The organism is Mycolicibacterium bacteremicum, assembly GCF_002086115.1.
Taxonomy (GTDB): Bacteria; Actinomycetota; Actinomycetes; order Mycobacteriales; family Mycobacteriaceae; genus Mycobacterium; species Mycobacterium bacteremicum.
The window spans coordinates 1-19,210 of the sequence record NZ_MVHJ01000023.1 but is presented as its reverse complement, the minus strand read 5'-3'; the positions used below and the strand labels follow the sequence as shown (position 1 = coordinate 19,210).

The following is a 19,210-nucleotide window of genomic DNA, read 5'->3' as shown; positions in this document are numbered from 1 at the left end:
GTATGTCGACGACCCTGCACCTCAACGCCTTCCTGATGGGAGTCGGTCATCACGAGGCCGCCTGGCGCCATCCTCGGACCGAGGCCCGCAACCTCCTGGATGTCAGGCACTTCCAGAATCTGGCGCAGATCGCCGAGCGCGGGAAGCTCGATTCGGTGTTCTTCGCCGACGGGCTGGCGGTTGGACCACGGATCAAGCACAACACCCAGGCGGTGTTCGAGCCGATCACCCTGTTGACGGCAATCGCCACCGCCACCGACCGCATCGGTCTGATCGCGACGGCCTCGACCGGCTACCACTCGCCCTACACGCTGACCCGTAGTTTCGCCTCACTCGACCACATCAGCGGCGGCCGGGCCGGCTGGAACATCGTCACCTCGGCCGGCGCCGACGAGGCCGCCAACTTCGGGCTGACCGACATCCCGGATCATGCCGGCCGTTACCGTCGGGCCCAGGAGTTCGTGGACGTCGCCACCGCGTTGTGGGACAGCTGGGATGACGACGCGGTCGTGCTCGATCCAATCACCGGGGTATTCGCCGACCCGGACAAGGTGCACACCATCGACCACACCGGTGCACAGTTCCGGGTGCGCGGGCCGTTGAACTCGCCACGCTCCCCGCAGGGCCGACCGCTGCTCGTCCAGGCCGGATCTTCGGAGAGCGGACGGGATTTCGCGGCCCGGTACGCCGAGGCGATCTTCACCGCCCAACGTTCGATCGAGGAGGGACTGGCGTTCTACCGCGATGTCAAGGCCCGCGCGGTCGCCTACGGCCGCAGCGCCGACGAGATCAAGATCCTGCCCGGCATCGTGGCCTATATCGGCCCCACCGAGGACGCCGCGCTGGAGCTCGAACAGCAGTTGACCGACCTGATCTCACCGGAGTACTCACTGCGGCAGCTGTCCAACATGCTCGGTGTGGACCTGACCGCGCATGCGCTGGATGCGCCGCTGCCGGCGTTGCCGCCCATCGAGCAGATCCAGGGCAACAAGAGCCGCTACCAACTGGTGAAGGATCTGGCCGCCCAGGAATCGCTGACGGTCCGCCAGCTGATCGCCAAACTCGGCGGCGGGCGTGGGCACCGGACGTTCGCCGGTACCGCCGAGCAGGTCGCCGACAACCTGCAGGAATGGTTCGAGGCCGGCGCGGCCGACGGGTTCAACGTCATGCCGCCCTACCTGCCCGGCGGTCTGGAGGACTTCGTCACCCAGGTGGTCCCGATCCTGCAGCGCCGCGGCCTGTTCCGTACCGAGTACACCGGCCGCACCTTGCGGGACCACTACGGTCTGGCGCGTCCGGTCAGTCGGTTCGCGGCGGTGGACCAGCGCCGCGCCGAATCGAGCGCGTGACCACCTGGGCTGCGCTGCGCCCATTCGTCACCACCGTCTACATCCCGTCGGCGATCTTCGGGATCGGGCAGGGCGCCGGGATACCGGTGGTGGCGCTGCTGGCCCGCGAACTCGGCGCCTCGGTCGGCGCGGCCGGGCTGATCGTCGCGTTCGTCGGTCTCGGGTCGGTGCTCGGCGATCTGCCCGCGGGCCGGCTGGTCGGCCGGTTCGGGGAACGCCGCTCCATAGTCGTCGGATCCGCCATCGGCACCGTCGGGGTTGTCTGCTCGTTGGCGGCGGGAACGCCCGGTGCGTTGGCGGCCGGCGCGGTGCTGACCGGATTCTCCACCGCGGTATGGGGTCTGGCCAGGCAGAGCTATCTGGCCGAGGCCGCACCGGCGCACATGCGGGCCCGGGCGATGGCGACGTTTGCGTTGATGTGGCGCCTGGGCATGCTCGTCGGACCGTTCGCCGGGGCTGCGGCGATCCTGGCCGTCGGGCTGCGGGGCGGCCTGGTGGTCCAGTGTGTGGCCGTCATCGTCTCCGGGTGTCTGCTGGCCCGGGTCCCCGACCCCCCGCGCGACCCCGCCGCCACAACCGGCGGTGTTCCCATCGCGACGGTGCTGCGCGGTCACCGGAAGCTGTTGGCCACGCTGGGAATCGGATCTCTGTTGATGGGCGCGGCCCGGGCCACCCGCGATGCGGCGCTGCCGCTGTGGGCCGACCACATCGGGTTGGCGGCGGCGACGGCCTCGCTGGTGTTCGGTGTCGGCGCGGTCTTCGACCTGTTGTGTTCGTATCCGGCCGGGCAGTTGATGGACCGCTACGGCCGGCGGGCGATCGCCGTGCCGTCGCTGGTGATCATCGCCGTATCGTTCGTGATGTTGCCCTGGACCCACTCGTTCACGACGATCATCGTCGCGGCGATCGTGATGGGTATCGGCAACGGTTTCGGCAACGGCGTCATCATGACCCTCGGCGCCGACATCGCGCCGGCGGCCACCCGGGCGGAGTTCCTGGCCGCCTGGCGGCTGACCCATGACATCGGGATGTTCGCCGGTCCGCTGTCGCTGGGCGCGGTGGCCCTGGCCGCGCCGCTGAGTCTGGGGCTGCTGGGCCTGGGGGTGGTGTCGGCAACCGGCGCGGCCATGATGTGGCGCTACATCCCCCGCTATGTGCCCTGGCCGCCGCCGACTTCCGCACCATCGGTGACGCCGGCGGCTACCGATCCTGCGCACACCCCTAGGGGGTGACCTCGGCGAGTCTGCCGGTGGCGACGTCGAAGACGAACCCGCGGGCCGACTCGTGCTTGGTCACGAATGGGCTGGATTCGATGCGACGCAGCGACTGTCGCACGTCCTCCTCAAGATCAGGGAACGCCTCGGCGGCCCATTCCGGCTTCAGACCGGTCTCGTTCTGGATGGCGCGCTTGAAATCGTCGTCGGTGAACGTCAGCATGCCGCAGTCGGTGTGGTGGATCAGAATGATCTCCCTGGTGCCGAGCAGGCGCTGACTGATGGCCAGCGAGCGGATCTCGTCATCGGTGATGACCCCACCGGCGTTACGGATGACGTGTGCCTCGCCGTCGCTCAGACCGAGGATGCGGTAGACGTCCAGGCGGGCGTCCATGCAGGCGACGACGGCGACGTGCCTGCTGGGCGGCAACGGGAGCGGACCGGAGAACGTCTGCGCGTACTGCTCGTTGTTGGCCAGATACTCGTCGGTGACAGACATGACCGGACCCTACGCGCGGGACTTGGCACCGGTCCCCTTTACGCGCGAGCATACGCAAACTCACCCTTTTGCCGCGGAGAAAGGGCAGGTTTACGTTCCCCCGCAAGCGGGAGGTGCCCCCAGCTCGCCGGGGAAGGTGGCCCCAGGATGGGTCAGGGCTGCAGGTCGTACACCTTCGTCCCACCGACGTCGACCGCGTCGAAGTGCTGCTGCACCCACTCGGTGATCTGGGTGCCCGCGCCGTCCCGTTCCCGTCCGGGCGGCCCGAAACGCTCGCCGGCGATGAAGTAGCGCACCTGCCCGTCGGCCACGTACTGCTGGAACTGCTGCAGTGTCGGCGCGTCGTCCCCGCCGGTGAACCCGCCGATGGCCATGATCGACGCCCCGGTCTTGAGCTCCAGGTCGCCGGCCATCATCGAGCCGACGGTCGCTGCGGCCCAACGGTTGTCGAGCCCGGTGACCAGCTGAGCCAGCGCGGCGTCATCGACCCGGCCGCCCGGCCGGCCCGGTCCTCCGGGACCACCCGGGAAGCCGAAGTCGTGCTGCTGGGCCGGACCTGACGTGGCCATCGGGCCTCCGCTGCCGCCGTCGGCGACGGTCGCCACGGCCCAGGCCGCGCTACCGCCCGCCCCGGCCAACAGTGCGGCAGCCATCACCGCCGCGGTGAGGCCGCGGCCCAGCCTGTGCACACCGGCCGCGAAGACCACCGCGAGCGCGACCGACGCGATGAGCACCGTCCAGCGCACCGCGGGCCACCAGTCCGCATGCCGCGACAGCAGGACGAACGCCCAGCCACCGGTGCCCGCCAGCCCGAGCGCCAGTGTCAGACGGGCGCCGAGGTGAGACCGCCGCCGCCACAGCTGCGTCACCGAGATCCCCACCAGCGCAGCGATCGCCGGGGCCAGCGCCACGGTGTAGTAGGGATGGATGGTGCCGTCCATGAAGCTGAACACCGCACCGGTGACCAGCAGCCACCCGCCCCACAGCACCGCCGCGGCGCGCACCGGGTCGGTCCGCACCGCGCGCCGGGTCAACCACAGCACGGCGATCAATCCCAGCAGGGCCGCGGGCAACAGCCACGACGCCTCGGCACCCATCGATGCCCCGAAGAGTCTGCCGATCCCGGGGTCACCGCCGAAGAACAGGTTCGCCCCGCCGCCGGGACCGCCCGGGCCCCCACCGGGACCACCAGGACCACCCGGACCACCACCGCCGCCGCCGGGCTGGCCCTGGCCGACGATGCGGTCGATCCCGTTGTAACCGAAGGCCAACTGCAGCAGGCTGTTATCGGTCGACCCGCCGATATAGGGCCGGGAGTCCGCCGGCCACACGCTGACCAGCGCGATATACCAACCCGCCGAAACAACCATCGCGGCCAGTCCGACGAACAGCGATCCGACCCGCTTCCAGAAGGAGGTCGGCGCGGCGATCAGGAAGACCAGCCCGAGCGCGGGCACCACCAGGAACGCCTGCAGCATCTTGGTCAGGAAGGCGAAGCCGACGGCGGTGCCCGACAGCGCGACCCAGCGCGTGCTGCCCTGTTCGGTGGCGCGCGACATGCAGTACGCGGAGATCACCAGCAGCAGCACAAGCAGTGCGTCGGGGTTGTTGTAGCGGAACATCGCCACCGCGACCGGGGTGATGGCCAGCGCGGCCCCGGCGATCAGACCGGCGGCGGCTCCCCCGGTGCGGCGCACGGTGCAGTAGAGCACGGCGACGGCCGCCACACCCATCACGGCCTGCGGCAGCATCATGGTGAACTCGCTGAACCCGAACAGCCTGCCGGACAATGCCATTGCCCAGAGCGCGGCCGGCGGCTTGTCGACGGTGATGGCGTTACCGGAGTCCAGCGAGCCGAACAGCCAGGCCTTCCAGTCTTGAGTACCGGCCTGCGCCGCCGCGGCGTAGTAGCTGTTGCCCCAGCCGTTTGATCCCAGCCCCCACAGATACAACACCGCGGTGCCGGCCAGCAGCACCAGCAGCCCCGGACGTTCCCAGCGGGCCCGCGGCGCGTCCGGTCGGGTCCCGATGTCAGGTTTCTCGGCAGTCAGTGTCATGGCAGTCCTCAACTCGTGGATTCTCAACGGCGGGGGTGAAAGACCCAGCCGCGCAACAGGACGAAGCGGGCGGCAGTGGCCACCAGGTTGGCGATCACCAGCACGGCGGTCTCCACCGCCTGGCCGGGGTGTTCGGTGAGCGCGTGCAGTCCGGCCAGTGAGCCGCTGGTGATGGCCAGCGCGATGGCGAAGACGATCAGGCCCTCGACGTGGTGTCGGGCCACCGCTGTCGATCCGCGGACCCCGAAGGTGAAGCGCCGGTTGGCCGCGGTGTTGCCGATCGCGGTGATCAGCAGTGCCGACAGGTTGGCCAGCTGTGCACCCAGCAGCGGATGCAGGGCAAGGAACAGCACCAGGTAGGCGGCGGTGGAGAGCACCCCGACCCCGGCGAAACGTACCACCTGCCGCAACAGCGAACCCGGTGCGGCGGCGCGCCGCGAACCGAGCTGTGCGGCAATGGCATGGATCGGGATGCTGCCGCCGGCGAACCCGCGCAGCAACCGGCCGATACCGAGCAGATCGGCCTTGGCGGTGGCCACGATGTCGACCCGGCTGTCCGGGTCGTCGACCCAGTCCACCGGCACCTCGTGGATGCGCAATCCGCTGCGCTCGGCGAGCACCAGCAGCTCGGTGTCGAAGAACCAGCCGGTGTCGGACACGTAGGGCAACAATTCGCGGGCGACGTCGGCGCGGATGGCCTTGAACCCACACTGGGCATCCGAGAACCGGGCGTGCAGCGTCGATTTGAGGATCAGGTTGTAGCAACGCGAGATGATCTCCCGCTTGGCCCCGCGCACCACCCGCGAGCTGCGGGCGAGCCGCGTACCGATGGCCAGGTCTGAGTGCCCGGAGATCAGCGGGGCGATCAGCGGTGCCAGGGCGGCCAGATCGGTGGACAGGTCCACATCCATGTAGGCCAGCACCGGCGCGTCCGACAGCGACCACACGTGGTGCAACGCCCTGCCGCGCCCCTTCTCTTCGAGCCGGACCACCCGGACACCGGGCAGCTCCGCGACCAGATCCGCCGCGATGTGCGGGGTGTCGTCGGTGCTGGCGTTGTCGGCGATGGTGATCCGCACCGCGAAGGTGAAGCTCTCCTGCAGGTGGCGGTGCAGCCGGCGCACCGAGTTCTCCAGCGAGGCCTGCTCGTTGTACACCGGGACCACGATGTCGACCACGGGGGTGTCGGCGGCGCGGGCGACCAGAACGGCGTTGGGACGCGCAGCGAAGGCGGTGTCTGTCATGCCTCCATCGTCGAAGCGCAGCGTGTGCTGTCCGTGGGTCCGACCTGTGCGCACGCTATGACTCCGTCAGGTCGTAGATCACGGTGGCCCCGACGGTGATCGGCGGGTAGTTGGCCCGCACCCATGCGGCGATGTCGGCGGCGTCGTGGCTGCCCGCGTGGTCACCGCGACCACCCATGATGTGGGCGTCGATGAAGTAGTGGATCCGCCCCTCGGCCACCAGCCGGGTGAACTCCTCCAGGGTGGGCGCGGGATCGGTTCCGTTGAAACCACCCACGGCCATCACCGGGACATCGGCGGCCAGCTGATATCCGGCTGCATTGTTGGAGCCCACCACGGCTGCCGGCCAGGTGTAGTCGGCCGCGCCGTCGACCAGCAGCGCGATCAGATCGGCGGTCGGCTCCGGGGCGTCGAGCAACCCACCCCCGAACGGCGGTGGACCGCCGCGGCCGGGACCGCCGTCGCGGGGCCCGCCCGGTGGCGGACCCGGGAATGCGCCACCGAACGGCGGACCGGAATGTGCCGGCCCCACCGACGGGATCGCCCCGGTATGCGGTGTGGCCGCGGTGGCGACGGAGTATGCGACGGGCCCGACGAGCGCACACACCAGCGCCAGCATGGCGGCCACCCGGGCGAGGGTGCACGCCATCAGCAGCACCGCCGCCAGCGCGCCGGCCACCACGATCACCCAGCGCAGCCACGGCAACCAATCCGGCCGTCTCGCCAGCAGGACGAAGGCCAGGCCGGCCGTCGCCGACACGATGGCGGCCAGCGTCAGCGCGCACCACTGTGCGGTGCGATGGCGCCACAGCAGGTCCGCCCCGATCGCCGCGCACGCCGCGACCGCCGGTGCCAGCGCGATGGTGTAGTAGGAGTGCACGATGCCGTTGGCGAAGCTGAACACCGCGGCCGTCACCACCAGCCAGCCGCCCCACAGGATCAGCGCCGCCCGCGCCGGGTCGGTGCGGTCGGCGCGGCCGCGGATCACGAAACCGGCGACCGCCCCGATCAGCGCCGCGGGCAGCAGCCAGGCGATCTCGGCGCCCATGCCGGTCCCGAACAACCGGTCCCAGCCGGCGTCGAAGTTGAGGTTGCCCAACCCGCCGGCCTGCGCCCCGGTCAGCCTGCTCACCCCGTTGTATCCGAGGGCGAGCTCGACGATGCTGTTGTGTTGGGAGCCACCGATATACGGCCGGTCGGCGGTGGGCCACACTTCGACCAGCACCAGGTACCAACCCCCGGACACCACCAGCGCGGCCAGCCCACCGACCAGCCGCACCAGCCGGGTCCGCAGCGGGGCGGCCGCTCCCACCAGATAGGCCGCGGCAAATGCCGGTAACACGAGGAACGCCTGCATCATCTTGGCCAGGAAGGCGAACCCGCCCAGCACGCCGGCGGCCACCAACCACCACCGGCCGGCATCGGGTTCGCAGGCCCGCTGCACGCAATAGGCCGCGGCGATCAGCAACAGCACCAGCAGGGCGTCGGGATTGTTGAACCGGAACATCAAGGTGGCCACCGGGGTGACCGCCAGTGCGGCACCGGCCAGCAGGGCGGCGGCCGGGCCGGTCACCCGACGGACCGATGCGTACAGCAGCGCCACGGCGGCGACACCCATCACCGCCTGCGGGACCAGCACCGACCACGAGGAAAACCCGAACGCCCGTGCCGACACGCCCATCACCCAGAGTGCAGCGGGCGTCTTGTCGACGGTGATGGCGTTCGCCGCGTCGCTGGAACCGAACAACAGCGCCGTCCAGTCCTGGCTGCCGGCCTGCACGGCCGCGGAGTAGAAGCTGTTGGCCCACCCGCTGGCCGACAAGTTCCACAGGTACAGCACACCGGTGCCCACCAGCAGGGCGGCGAGGGCGAGGCGTTCCCGGACGGTCCGAACGGCAGTCATCACCGCCATCCTGACCGCCGTTGCTACGCCCCGGATTTGACCTTGCTGTGTGTCAGCTATGAGCCGGCAAGGTGACCACGAAGCGGGTGTCGCCGGGCGAACTGCGCAGTTCCAGGCGACCCCGATGGGCCTTGACCACGGCGGCGACGATGGCCAGGCCCAGGCCGGTGCTGCCACCGCGACGGGATCGCGACGAGTCGCCGCGGGCGAACCGTTCGAAAACCTCCGGCTGCAGGGATGCCGGGATGCCCGGCCCGTCATCGGCGACGGTCAGCACGACCTCGCCGGTGCCGGTGACCCCCACCGAGGTGGTTACCGTCGTACCGGCCGGCGTATGCACCCGGGCGTTGGTGAGCAGATTGGTCAGCACCTGATGCAGCCTGGCGCGGTCACCGGTGACATGGACGGGATCGTCGGGGAGCTCCAGTGTCCATTCGTGTTCGGGGCCGGCGGCGTGCGCGTCGCTGACCGCGTCGAGCACCACCTGGGCCAGATCGACCGGAGCGCTTTCCAGCGGCCGCCCCTCGTCCAGCCGGGCGAGCAGCAACATGTCCTCGACGAGCGTCGTCAACCGTCGGGTCTCGGATTCGACCCGACTCATGGCGTGCGCCACATCATCGGGGAGTTCGGCGCTCTTGCGTTGGGCCAGTTCGGTATAGCCGCGGATCGCGGCCAGCGGAGTGCGCAACTCGTGGCTGGCATCGGAGACGAACTGGCGCACCCGGGTCTCGCTGGCATGCCGAGCGCGCAGCGCCCCGGCGATCCGGTCCAACATCCGGTTCAGCGCCGAGCTGAGCTGACCGACCTCGGTGTGGGCGCTGACCGGGTCGACCGGCACGATCGTCGACGGTAACCGCACCTCACCGGTGTCCAAATCCAGGTCGGCGACCTCGCGTGCCGCCGCCGAAACCCGTTCCAAAGGCGCCATCTGGCGACGGATGATCCAACTGCCGACGATGGTGGCGGCGGCGAGCGCAACGGCCGACACGGCGCAGAACATGACCAGCACCCACAGCAGGGTGTCGTCGACGACGGCGGTGGGCAACCCGACGATGATCGTCTGCGGACCATGCCGGGCGTGCAGTGCCAGCACCCGGTAGGAGCCCAGCCCGTCGAGGTTGAGGGTGACCGGGGCCCGGGCCGGCTGCACCTGCACCAGTTGCGCCGTTGCGGCGGTGCTGATGTCGGCGGTGGCACCCTCGGCGGTGATCACTCCGGCATCGGTGCGGCCGGCGCCGGTCACCACGCCGACGGTGTGGATGGCCTGCCCGGGAGCGTTGAGGAAGCCCGGGCCCGGACCCTCTTCGGGGTCGAAGCGGAATCGCAGCGGTACAGGCGGTCCGGGCGGTCCCGGCTCGGCCGATCCGGGCGGCCGCGGCGGTCCGGGCGCCATCGGCGGCCGTCCCGGCCCCGGCAATCGCATCGGCGGCGGCAACGGCGGCAATTCCATGATGCCCGCCGACCGCTTGCCGGCCTCGACGACCTGGCTGTCCAGCTGTCTCATCAGAAACCGTTGCAGCGCAAACTCGCTGACCACCCCGATCGTCAGGCACACCACGGCGAGCAGGGTGACCACGCTGACCACCAGTCGCGTGCCCAGCGACCAGGCACGCGGGGTGAACGCTCGGCTCATCGGGGCGGACGCAGGACGTATCCGGCGCCGCGCAGCGTGTGGATCATCGGCTCGCGGCCACTGTCGATCTTCTTACGCAGGTAGGACACGTACAGCTCGACGATGTTGGACCGGCCGCCGAAGTCGTAGCTCCACACACGGTCCAAGATCTGGGCCTTGCTCAGAACGCGCTTGGCGTTACGCATCATGAATCGGAGCAACTCGAATTCGGTGGCAGTCAACACAATCGGGTCGCCGCCGCGCGTCACCTCGTGACTGTCCTCGTCGAGAACCAGATCCCCGACGACGATCTGCGCGTCGGAGGCGTCATTGGCGACGCCGGTGCGCCGCAACAGTGCGCGCAACCGCAACACGACTTCTTCGATACTGAAGGGCTTGGTGACGTAGTCGTCACCGCCGGCGGTCAGGCCCGCGATCCGGTCCTCGACCGAATCCTTCGCGGTGAGCAGCAGCAGCGGCAGCCCCGGCTGCAGTTCACGGAGCCGCCGCAACACGTCGAGCCCGCTCATATCGGGCAACATCACATCGAGCACCACGACGTCCGGTGGGTTGTCACGTGCGAGTTCGATGGCCCCGGCGCCATCGCCGGCGGTGGCGATATCCCACCCCTCGTATCTCAGGGCCATCGACACCAATTCAGCGAGCACCGGCTCGTCATCGACAACCAGCACCTGGATCGGCTTACCGTCGGCTCTGCGCATGACTGCGCGCGCCGGAGCGTCGTGGGCCGATCCGCCGGCTGAGGTGGACATGCCTTCCATTATTCGCGCCCGGATGGGCGCAGCATGTGCCGTTCCTGTGAGCCGGCTATGGAAAGGGTCTACTCGCCGGAGTCGGCGGACTCGGCGTCAGTGGTCGTGGTGGTGACCGGCGCCGGGGCAGTCGGCGAGTACGTCTCCGACGGCAGCGTGGGCTCGGGCAGCGCCGGGTCGGCGATGGCGGTGGTGTTGGCGACCGTCAGCCCGGCCATTCCGAGCACCGCACCGACGCCCGCGCTGGCAAAGATCAGCTTCACTTTGTTCGATGTCATGCCCGGTCGATTACCCCCCGCCCGCGGCGGGAAAACACCACGCCGGTAAAACGCTGACCCCGACGGCGAAAGACCGAGCGGTCGGGGGCCGCCCGGTCTTTGCGGTCCGCCCGGGCGGCTGCCCCCGTGTCGGCCGATTACCCGAGGCAGCGATGCCGGAACGGGACCGGCATTCGACCCACGCCGCGCCCGGGACGTGGGCCAACGCGCCCCTACCGGGTTGATCTCCTAACCTGTCCGCATGCAGCACCGCGGCGGACCCACCGCATGACCCGCTTCCTGGCGCGCCGGCTGCTCAACTACGCCATCCTGCTGGCGTTGGCGTCGGTGCTGACGTTCACGTTGACCTCGCTGACCTTCTCGCCGCTGGACAGCCTGCTGGAACGCAACCCGCGCCCCCCGCAGGCCGTGATCGACGCCAAGGCCGCCGAGTTGAACCTCGACAAGCCGATCCCGGTCCGCTATCTCGACTGGGTGTCCGGCGCGGTCCGCGGCGACTTCGGCACGACCGTCGCCGGCCAGCCGGTCAGCGACGAACTGTGGCGGCGCATCGGGGTGAGTCTGCGACTGGTGCTGATCGGCTCGGTGCTCGGCACGGTGATCGGCGTCGTGGTCGGCGCCTGGGGCGCGATCCGGCAGTACCGATTCTCCGACCGGGCCATCACGGTGGTCTCACTGCTGATCCTCAGCGCCCCCACCTTCGTGGTGGCCAATCTGCTGATCCTGGGCGCGTTGAAAGTCAATTCCGTGCTGGGCGTCCAGCTCTTCGAATACACCGGCGAGACATCCCCGGATGCGGTGGGCGGATTCTGGAACCAATTGGTGGACCGGCTGCAGCATCTGGTGTTGCCGACCTTCACCCTTGCGCTGGCCGCCATCGCCGGCTTCAGCCGCTACCAGCGCAACGCGATGCTCGATGTACTGGGCCAGGACTTCATCAGAACGGCCCGGGCCAAGGGACTGACCAGGCGCCAGGCGTTGTTCAAACACGGGCTGCGCACCGCCCTGATCCCGATGGCCACGCTGTTCGCCTACAGCGTCGGCGGCCTGTTCACCGGCGCGGTGTTCGTGGAGAAGATCTTCGGCTGGCACGGGATGGGCGAGTGGGTCATCCAGGGCATCACCACCCAGGACACCAACATCGTGGTCGCCATCACGGTGTTCACCGGTGTGACGATCCTGCTGGCCGGCCTGCTCTCGGACATCATCTACGCCGCCCTCGATCCCCGGGTGCGTGTCTCGTGACCGACACCGACTACCAGTTCGTCTCCCGGCGCACCCTGGTACTGCACCGCTTCCTGCGCAACCGGCCGGCCGTCATCTCCATGGTCGTACTCGCCGTCCTGTTCGTGAGTTGTTTCGCGCTACCGCCGCTGCTGCCGTACACCCACACCGATCTGGACTACTACGCGCTGCAGCAACCACCCACCACCACACACTGGTTCGGCACCAACGCCATCGGACAGGATCTGCTCGCCCAGACCCTGCGCGGCATGCAGAAATCGCTGTTGATCGGGGTGGCCGTCGCCTTCATCTCCACGATCATCGCGGCCACGGTCGGCGCCATCGCCGGGTACTTCGGCGGCTGGCGGGACCGCACGCTGATGTGGATCGTCGACCTGCTGCTGGTGGTGCCGAGTTTCTTGCTCATCGCGATCGTGACACCGCTGACCCGGGAATCGGGCTCCATACTGTGGCTGATCGTGCTGCTGTCGGTGTTCAGCTGGATGATCAGCTCGCGCATCGTGCGCGGTATGACGATGAGCCTGCGGGAACGCGAATTCGTCGCGGCCGCACGGTATATGGGCGTATCGAACTGGCGGATCATCGTTCGCCACATCGTGCCGAACGTGGCGTCGATCCTGATCATCGACACCGCGCTCAACGTCGGCCTGGCCATCCTGGCCGAAACCGGGCTGAGCTTCCTCGGTTTCGGCGTGCAGCCGCCCGACGTGTCGTTGGGCACGTTGATCGCCGACGGTACCCGATCGGTGACGACGTTCCCGTGGGTGTTCCTGTTCCCCGCGGGTGTCCTGGTGCTGATCGTGTTGTGCGCCAACCTGGTCGGCGACGGCCTGCGTGATGCACTCGATCCCGCGGCGCGGCCTGGAAGACGAAAGGCCCGGACCCGATGACGCTGCTCGAGGTTCGCGATCTGTGCGTCGACTTCCCCGGCGAGACCGAGACGGTTTCGGCCGTACGGGGTCTGACCTACACCGTCGCCGCCGGCGAGGTCGTCGCGCTGGTCGGGGAATCCGGGGCGGGTAAGTCCGCCGGCGCGATGGCCGTCGTCGGGCTGCTGCCCGAGTTCGCCGAGGTGTCCGGGTCGGTGCGGTTGCAGGGCGACGAACTGATCGGACTGCCCGACAGCCAGATGTCGCGGATCCGCGGGGCCCGCATCGGCACCGTGTTCCAGGACCCCATGTCGGCGCTCACCCCGGTGTACACCATCGGGGATCAGATCGCCGAGGCCATCCGAATCCACCACCGCGACATCGGTTCCCGCCAGGCCCGCACCCGGGCGATCGAACTGCTCGAACTCGTCGGCATCAACCAGCCCGAGCAGCGCGCAAGGGCCTTCCCGCACGAACTGTCCGGCGGCGAGCGGCAACGGGTCGTCATCGCGATCGCGATCGCCAACGACCCCGATCTGTTGATCTGCGACGAGCCCACCACGGCACTCGACGTCACCGTGCAGGCCCAGATCCTCGACGTGCTGCGCACGGCCCGTGATGTCACCGGCGCCGGAGTACTGATCATCACCCACGATCTCGGGGTGGTCGCCGAGTTCGCCGACCGCGCACTGGTGATGTACGCCGGCCGGGCGGTCGAGACGGCCCCCGTGCGGGAGCTGTACCGCCACCGTCGGATGCCCTACACCGCAGGGTTGCTGGGTTCGGTGCCGCGCCTGGACGCACCGCGCGGTGAACGACTGGTGCCCATCCCCGGTGCTCCCCCGTCGCTGGCCGCGCTACCCGACGGCTGTCCGTTCACGCCGCGCTGCCCGCTGGCGATCGACGACTGCCACGCCGCCGAACCGCAACTGGTCACCATCGCGACCGGCCACCAGGTCGCCTGCATCAACCACGAACAGGTTGCCGGGCGCAGCGCCGCCGAGATATATGGCGTGTCGACCAGCCCGACGGGCCCGCCGGCCGAGGGCGGTGACACCGTGCTCTCGGTGCAGGACCTGTCCAAGACCTACACCCTGACCAAGGGTGCGGTGCTGCGCAGGCGCATCGGTGAGGTGCGCGCGGTGGCGGGCGTCAGCTTCGAGCTACAGCAGGGGCGCACCCTGGGTATCGTCGGCGAATCCGGTTCCGGCAAGTCGACGACCCTGCACCAAATTCTTGAACTGGGCACCCCCGAATCCGGTCGTATCGAGGTCCTCGGTACCGATGTCGCGACCCTGGACCGCCGCACGCGGCGGGTGATGCGCGGCGATCTGCAGGTGGTGTTCCAGGATCCGGTCGCCTCTCTGGACCCCCGGCTTCCGGTCTTCGATGTGCTGGCAGAACCACTGCGCGCCAATGGTTTCGACAAAGCCGACACCCAGTCTCGGGTCGCCGAGTTGCTCGGGTTGGTCGGGCTGCGCCGCGAGGACGCCGGCCGCTATCCCGCCGAGTTCTCCGGCGGTCAGAAGCAACGCATCGGCATCGCCAGGGCGCTCGCGCTGCAACCGAAGATCCTGGCCCTCGACGAGCCGGTGTCGGCGCTGGACGTGTCGATCCAGGCCGGCATCATCAACCTGCTGCTGGACCTGCAGGAGCGGTTCGGTCTGGCATACCTGTTCGTCTCCCACGACCTGTCGGTGGTACGCCACCTGGCGCACCGGGTAGCCGTCATGCACAAGGGCAGCATCGTCGAACAGGGCGACAGCGAGCAGGTCTTCGAGCATCCGCAGCACGAGTACACGCGCCGCCTGCTGTCGGCGGTACCCCGCCCCACGCCCGACCACCACTAGAGTCGGATCGCATGAGTGCGATTTCGCGTCTGCTGGCCGTCGCGTCGGTGACGGTGCTGGCCCTGACCAGTTGTTCGAGTTCGGACACCCCGGTGCCCTCGGCCGGCGGCAACGCCGAGATCGGCGCCACCGCCGATATCAACCCGCAGGACCCCCCGACCTTGCAACAGGGTGGCAACCTGCGCCTCGCGCTTACCGGCTTCCCGCCGAACTTCAACTATCTGCACGTCGACGGCAACCTCGGCGAACTCGGCCGGATGCTGCGCGCGACCCTGCCGCGGGCCTTCGTCATCAAGCCCGACGGCGAGATGACGGTCAACAGCGACTACTTCACCGATGTCGAACTCACCAGCACCGATCCACAGGTGGTGACCTACACCATCAATCCCAAGGCGGTGTGGTCGGACGGCTCACCCATCACCTGGGAGGACATGGCCGCCCAGATCAACGCCACCAGCGGCAAGGACAAGCGGTTCCTGTTCGCCTCGCCGAACGGCAGCGAGCGGGTCGAATCGGTCACCAGGGGCGTCGACGACCGGCAGGCCGTCATCACCTTCTCCCGGCACTTCGCCGACTGGCGCGGCATGTTCGCAGGCAACGCCATGCTGGCGCCCAAAGCGGTCACCGCCGATCCGGAGGCGTTCAACCGGGGCTTCCTCAACGGCCCGTCCGTATCGGCCGGGCCGTTCATGATCAGTACCGTGGACCGTGCCGCGCAGCGGATCGTGTTGACCCGCAACCCGAAATGGTGGGGTACGCCCCCGCTGCTGGACTCGATCACCTACACCGTGCTCGATGACGCGGCGGTGATCCCCGCGCTGCAGAACAATGCGCTGGACTCCGTCGGCCTGGCCTCGCTGGACGATCTGGAGAACGCCCGGCGCACCCCGGGCGTCACCATCCGGCGCGCACCGGCGCCCAACTGGTATCACTTCACGATCAACGGCAACGAGGGCGCCATCCTGTCCGACCCCGGTCTGCGTACCGCCATCGCCAAGGGCCTGGACCGCCAGGCGATCGCCGCGGTGACCCAACGCGGACTCGCCGACACTCCCGCGGCGCTGAACAACCACATCTACCTGGCCGGCCAGGAGGGCTATCAGGACAACAGCATTCCCTTCGACCCGGAAGCGGCCAAGTCCGATCTCGATGCCCTGGGCTGGACGCTGAACGGGCAGTTCCGGGAGAAGGACGGCCGCCAGCTCAAGATCCGCAATGTGTTCTACGACGGTCAGAGCACCCGGGCGGTGGCGCAGATCGCGCAGAACCAGCTGGCGCAGATCGGGGTCAACGTCGAGCTCGTCCCGGCGGCCGGCGGCGACCTGTTCCCGAAGTACGTCACCATCGGCAACTTCGATATCGCCCAGTTCGCCTGGGGCGGTGACGCTTTCCCACTGGCCAGCCTGACCCAGATCTACGCCTCGCAGGGCGAGAGCAACTACGGCAAGGTGGGCAGTCCCGAGATCGACGCCAAGATCGAGCAGACCCTGGCCGAACTGGATCCCGGCAAGGCACGCGCGCTGGCCAACGAACTGGACCAGATGATCTGGGCCGAAGGTCACGGACTCCCGCTGTTCCAGGCGCCGGGCAACGTGGCGGTGCGCAGCAACCTGGCGAACTTCGGGCCGACCGGTATCGGCGATATCAACTACTCGACGATCGGCTTCATGAAGTAGCCAGCCGGGGCACCCCGTCGGGGACCACCGCCTCGGCTCTGGCGGCCAGTTCGACGCTGCGCACCAGCAGGCGCACCGTCAGATTGGCCGGTAGCGCGTCGAGTTCGGTTCCACGGGAAGCCAGTTCGGGTGTCCGTCCGGCGCTGACCGCCCGGCAGACCTGCAGCGCGGCCGCCTCCCGGGTGTCCAGCATGCTGTGCCCGGCGGTGGGCAGTTCCACCAGCGTCGCCGCCGGGATCAGCCCGGCGATCCGGCGGGCCACCGCGGGGGGCGTGGTCAGATCGCGACCGCCGGAGAGCACGGCGGTGGGCCAGTCGAAGCTCGGCATGGACGCGATCAGATCGTAGGGCTCGGCGACGAAATCGGGGTCGCCGAGCGCGATCTCGCGCATCGCCACGGCCGGGTCCAGCGGTCCGCCGTCGGGAACGGCGCCGTAGTTCAGCTCCCGGTAGGCAATCCGCTCGACCAGATCGGGCTCATGGTGAAACGCCGTCTCACGCTCCAGCAGCAGCCGCGACCCGAGGCCGACGGCCGACCACAACCAGTCGTGGCCGGCGAGCAGCAGATCCAACTGGCGGCGCAGTACGTCGGGTCCGGCCAGTTCGTAGAGGTTGATGGCCCGCAGCACCGCGGTCGGTCCGAAGGCGCCGGAGTCGACCAGCTGCCGCATCTTGGCCGCCAGATCCGCGGTACCCGGCTCACCGTCCCAGAGCACCTGCCGGACGTGGGCCCGGGCCGCGGTGATGTCGTCGGCCGACAGCAGCGGAGAGTCCAGGACCATGCCGGCCACCCGGCGCGGGTGGCGGACTCCGACCCCGGCCGCGAGGTAGGTGCCGTAGGACGCGCCGTAGATGTGCGCGGCGTCCACGCCGGCGTCGTCGAGGACGGCGGCGATGTCGTCGACCACCGCGTCCACCGTCAGGGCCGCCGGCGGCAAATCCTGGCCGGTGTCGTCCTGGCGGGACAGCCCGATACCGCGATGCTCGACCATGATGACATCCAGGCCCGCGGCGGCGGCGTGTCGGCGAAACGCGCGGTACAGGGCGATCGAGGCCGCACCCGGGCCGCCGGGGATGACGACGATGGGCCGGGCGGATTTGCGCCCGGCCCGCACGTAGTGCACGTCGAAGCACTCGTCGGAACCGGCGCGCACCGGCCGCCGCACCGGGCGCACACCGGGGAGTGCGGCCAGCCGGTCATGGGCCCGGCGTCGCCTGGTTGTCGTCATCGGTGTTCATTCTGCCCCGCCCAGCCACGATGAGAGTTCCCCGCGTCGGTTCTCAGGATCGCGGTGATCGCAAGCAGTGCGGGTGGGCCCGGTCCGTCGGTAGTACTGAAGCCATGACGACCGTGGAGAACACCCACCGCATCCTGCCCGGGACCCCGGAGTGGACGGACCTGCTCAGTGGCATCGCATCCGGAGCAGCCGACCGGGACCGCAACGACGAGAACCCCTTTGACCAGGTGGCTGCGCTGAAGCGGGCCGGGTTCGGCACCCTGCGGCTGCCCAGGGAGCTCGGCGGTGCAGGTCTGACTGTGCCCCAGCTATTTTCGGCGGTGATCGATGTCGCCCAGGCGGATCCGATTGTGGCGCATATCTTCCGGGCGCACTTCTGGTTCGTCGAGGAGCGGCTGCGTTCGCAGTCACGCAAGTGGCTGGACCTGGCATCGGCGGGCAAGATCTTCGGCAATGCCTTCAGCGAGAAGGGCAGCAACGCCGTCGGCAGCCTGGTGTTCAACACCCGACTGCTGCCCGGCCCGGATGGTGGCTTCCGGCTCGACGGGGAGAAGTACTACAGCACCGGCACCCTGTTCGCCGACTACCTGACCACCACCGCCACCACCGATCACGACTCGGTGGCGACCGTGGTGGTGCCCGCCGACCGGCCCGGGGTGAAGATCATCGACGACTGGGACGGCTTCGGGCAGCGCCGCACCGGCACCGGCACCACCACGTTCTCCGGCGTCGCGGTGGCCGCCGACGAGCTGCTCAGCGACAGCCCGTACGACGCGGAACCGACACCGACGGTGCAGTATGCGTCGCTGCAGCTCTATATCCACGCCGTGGTGGCCGGGGTGCTGGCCAACGTGGTCGACGACGGGGTGGCGTTGCTGCGGTCCCGGGAGCGCAGCTTCAGCCACGCGCTGGCCGAGCGCCCCACCGACGATCCGCTGCTGCAGCGCCAGCTCGGTGAACTGGCCAGCACCGCCTACGTGGCGCGGACCGCCGTCCTGGACGCCGCCGAGGCCATCGGGGCGGCCACCGAGTCCGAGGTCGACGGGGTGCCGGACGCCGCGCTGGCGACCGAGGCGCAGCTGCGGGTCGCCAAGGTCAAGGTGCACCTCGACGACATCGCCCCGGTGGCGGCCACCCGGCTACTCGAATTGGGTGGAGCCAGCGCGTCGAGCCGGCAACGCAACCTGGACCGGCACTGGCGCAACATCCGCACCATCACCCTGCACAACCCGGTCGGGTTGAAGGCCCGCGCGGTCGGCCAGAACCTGCTGCACGGCACCGCGCTGCCGGCCAACGCGTACTTCTGACCCCTCAACCCCCTGCGATCTGTGGCGGGGGCCCCCGGGGGGGGGGGGGGGGGGGGGCCCCACACACCACAAAAAGATGGCGCCCACAGCCCCCCCC

The 19,210-nt window shown here is 69.3% G+C and carries 15 protein-coding genes; 7 read left to right on the top strand and 8 right to left on the bottom strand.

What is annotated here, in order from left to right:
* Positions 1–2 precede the first annotated feature (2 nt).
* Positions 3–1,349 carry an LLM class flavin-dependent oxidoreductase gene (locus BST17_RS21405; protein ID WP_083060917.1) on the top strand — a complete coding sequence of 449 codons (1,347 nt, stop codon included), beginning with the start codon at positions 3–5 and terminating at the stop codon, positions 1,347–1,349.
* Positions 1,346–2,581 (top strand): MFS transporter, encoded by a 1,236-nt coding sequence (locus BST17_RS21400; RefSeq protein WP_083060916.1) that lies wholly within the window; start codon positions 1,346–1,348, stop codon positions 2,579–2,581. The genes BST17_RS21405 and BST17_RS21400 overlap by 4 nt, the downstream gene beginning before the upstream one ends.
* On the opposite strand, the gene BST17_RS21395 is transcribed toward BST17_RS21400, so the two are convergent.
* From BST17_RS21395 to BST17_RS21365, 7 genes are all read right to left on the bottom strand, one after another.
* Complete coding sequence (locus tag BST17_RS21395) at positions 2,571–3,062, bottom strand: beta-class carbonic anhydrase (protein ID WP_083060915.1); 492 nt, start codon at positions 3,060–3,062, stop codon at positions 2,571–2,573. The two genes, BST17_RS21400 and BST17_RS21395, sit on opposite strands and share 11 nt — an antisense overlap.
* A gap of 152 nt (positions 3,063–3,214) precedes the next feature.
* A complete protein-coding gene (locus BST17_RS21390) occupies positions 3,215–5,119 on the bottom strand; it encodes a glycosyltransferase family 39 protein (protein WP_083060914.1) in 1,905 nt (634 codons plus the stop codon).
* A 23-nt stretch (positions 5,120–5,142) separates the two neighbouring features.
* Positions 5,143–6,363, bottom strand: coding sequence for a bifunctional glycosyltransferase family 2/GtrA family protein (locus tag BST17_RS21385; RefSeq protein WP_083060913.1), 1,221 nt, complete (start codon positions 6,361–6,363; stop codon positions 5,143–5,145).
* A gap of 55 nt (positions 6,364–6,418) precedes the next feature.
* The gene (locus BST17_RS21380; protein WP_083060912.1) at positions 6,419–8,275 is read right to left on the bottom strand and encodes a glycosyltransferase family 39 protein; all 1,857 of its coding nucleotides are present in this window, start codon (positions 8,273–8,275) and stop codon (positions 6,419–6,421) included.
* Between the two features lie 43 nt (positions 8,276–8,318).
* Positions 8,319–9,899: a sensor histidine kinase gene (locus BST17_RS21375; protein WP_083060911.1), complete on the bottom strand. Its 1,581-nt coding sequence runs from the start codon at positions 9,897–9,899 to the stop codon at positions 8,319–8,321.
* Positions 9,896–10,660: a response regulator transcription factor gene (locus BST17_RS21370; RefSeq protein WP_083060910.1), complete on the bottom strand. Its 765-nt coding sequence runs from the start codon at positions 10,658–10,660 to the stop codon at positions 9,896–9,898. Before BST17_RS21370 ends, BST17_RS21375 begins: the two co-directional genes overlap by 4 nt.
* A 59-nt stretch (positions 10,661–10,719) precedes the next feature.
* The gene (locus tag BST17_RS21365; RefSeq protein ID WP_083060909.1) at positions 10,720–10,929 is read right to left on the bottom strand and encodes a hypothetical protein; all 210 of its coding nucleotides are present in this window, start codon (positions 10,927–10,929) and stop codon (positions 10,720–10,722) included.
* A gap of 267 nt (positions 10,930–11,196) precedes the next feature.
* Here BST17_RS21365 and BST17_RS21360 point away from each other — a divergent pair, with 267 nt between their 5' ends.
* Genes BST17_RS21360 through BST17_RS21345 form a run of 4 tightly spaced genes read left to right on the top strand, consistent with a single transcriptional unit; the run spans position 11,197 to position 16,569 of the window.
* The gene (locus tag BST17_RS21360; protein ID WP_083060908.1) at positions 11,197–12,174 is read left to right on the top strand and encodes an oligopeptide ABC transporter permease OppB; all 978 of its coding nucleotides are present in this window, start codon (positions 11,197–11,199) and stop codon (positions 12,172–12,174) included.
* Positions 12,171–13,064: an oligopeptide ABC transporter permease OppC gene (locus tag BST17_RS21355; RefSeq protein WP_083060907.1), complete on the top strand. Its 894-nt coding sequence runs from the start codon at positions 12,171–12,173 to the stop codon at positions 13,062–13,064. The genes BST17_RS21360 and BST17_RS21355 overlap by 4 nt, the downstream gene beginning before the upstream one ends.
* A complete protein-coding gene (locus BST17_RS21350; RefSeq protein WP_083060906.1) occupies positions 13,061–14,893 on the top strand; it encodes an oligopeptide ABC transporter ATP-binding protein OppD in 1,833 nt (610 codons plus the stop codon). The genes BST17_RS21355 and BST17_RS21350 overlap by 4 nt, the downstream gene beginning before the upstream one ends.
* 11 nt (positions 14,894–14,904) lie before the next feature.
* The gene (locus BST17_RS21345) at positions 14,905–16,569 is read left to right on the top strand and encodes an oligopeptide ABC transporter substrate-binding protein OppA (RefSeq protein ID WP_083060905.1); all 1,665 of its coding nucleotides are present in this window, start codon (positions 14,905–14,907) and stop codon (positions 16,567–16,569) included.
* On the opposite strand, the gene BST17_RS21340 is transcribed toward BST17_RS21345, so the two are convergent.
* Positions 16,559–17,797 carry an alpha/beta fold hydrolase gene (locus BST17_RS21340; protein WP_083060904.1) on the bottom strand — a complete coding sequence of 413 codons (1,239 nt, stop codon included), beginning with the start codon at positions 17,795–17,797 and terminating at the stop codon, positions 16,559–16,561. The two genes, BST17_RS21345 and BST17_RS21340, sit on opposite strands and share 11 nt — an antisense overlap.
* Before the next feature lie 113 nt (positions 17,798–17,910).
* Here BST17_RS21340 and BST17_RS21335 point away from each other — a divergent pair, with 113 nt between their 5' ends.
* A complete protein-coding gene (locus tag BST17_RS21335; RefSeq protein WP_083060903.1) occupies positions 17,911–19,113 on the top strand; it encodes an acyl-CoA dehydrogenase family protein in 1,203 nt (400 codons plus the stop codon).
* Positions 19,114–19,210: the final 97 nt, after the last annotated feature.